2 protein-coding genes are annotated in these 1188 nt (G+C 30.6%); both read right to left on the bottom strand.

Features of this window, described 5'->3' with window-relative positions:
- On the bottom strand, nt 1–125 hold a 125-nt coding region (locus tag CCPUN_RS04150; protein ID WP_191283883.1), incomplete at its 3' end, for a PD-(D/E)XK nuclease family transposase.
- A 132-nt stretch (nt 126–257) separates the two neighbouring features.
- Nucleotides 258–839 carry an NUDIX hydrolase gene (locus tag CCPUN_RS04145; RefSeq protein ID WP_133282315.1) on the bottom strand — a complete coding sequence of 194 codons (582 nt, stop codon included), beginning with the start codon at nt 837–839 and terminating at the stop codon, nt 258–260.
- Between the last annotated feature and the right edge of the window lie 349 nt (nt 840–1188).

Below are 1188 nucleotides of genomic sequence, written 5' to 3'. Positions count from 1 at the left end.
ATGGCTCCATCTGAAAATTCTAATACATCATTTAAGAAATGAATGAGTATGTCTTTGTGCTTTTCTGTTCCAAATATTTTCTTAAATGCGAAGTCATTTTTGGGATCTAAAAATTTACCTATCATTTTTTTTAATTAATTAATAATACCTATATATATACGATATAAAATCAATATTAAACCAATTTTTTTTAAAAAAAATTGATAAAAAACTAACTAATAACTTATAAAGGTATCGATTTCTCATGTTAAAATGCATTAATATTTTGTATGCTTGTGGGCTAAGAAATAGATTAAATTCTTACAAGAATGAGCATATACAGGGGCTAAATCACCTTGACCAATTGATGCATCTTCTACCATACTTTGAAATTTTTCAAAAGGCACCCATTCAATCGTTTTCACATCTTTTTTGTTAAATTTGATATCTTTTTCCTGGTCCATATAACAGATATACAGATCATTGATTTGTCGATCTATGTAAGTAGGACTTAATGTAGCATCTTGTCTAAATGAAAACAAAAATGCTATATCAAGTTGATCTGCATCTATCCCTAATTCTTCTTTTAACTCCCGTTTAACTGCCATGTGGCTGTATTCACCAGCATTGACATGTCCTACAACGGAAATGCTGTATTTATTGGGGTAGTGGTCTACCGTTGCTGTTCTCTTTTGAAGCAATAAATTGCTCCCTTTTTTATCGAAAAGATATAAATGTACAGCTCTGTGAATTTCCCCTTTTTCATGCACTTCTTTTCTAGGCAATGTATAACCTTTTCTTAAACCTTGTTCATTCAATACATCGATGTGACCATTTACAAACTTGGTTGTATTTATCATTTTTGAGGTATATGTCTTATGTTTCTTCCCATCATTTCTTTTTTTCTACTTGACAGATAGCCGTTAAATCAGCTAGATCTATAGATGTCTTTTGAAACTTATTTTTAGCCCTATATTTGAGGACTATAATTATAAATAAAATGGCCAAGCCTATACACAACTTTTAATAAAAGTACGAAAGTCCTGGACCAAATTTTTAGCTTTTTGCTTTAGAAAAATTTTTAATTTCTGGTTCTGAAAGACCAGTAATACGAGCAATTTTGACTATATCAAAGCCTTCTGATAGCATTTCTTTGGCTATGTTAACTGCCTTGAGTTGTTCACCTTTTTTTAGTCCCAGTTGTTCACC

Source organism: Cardinium endosymbiont of Culicoides punctatus (assembly GCF_004354815.1).
Classification (GTDB): domain Bacteria; phylum Bacteroidota; class Bacteroidia; order Cytophagales; family Amoebophilaceae; genus Cardinium.
This window is presented reverse-complemented; position numbering and strand designations above follow the sequence as displayed.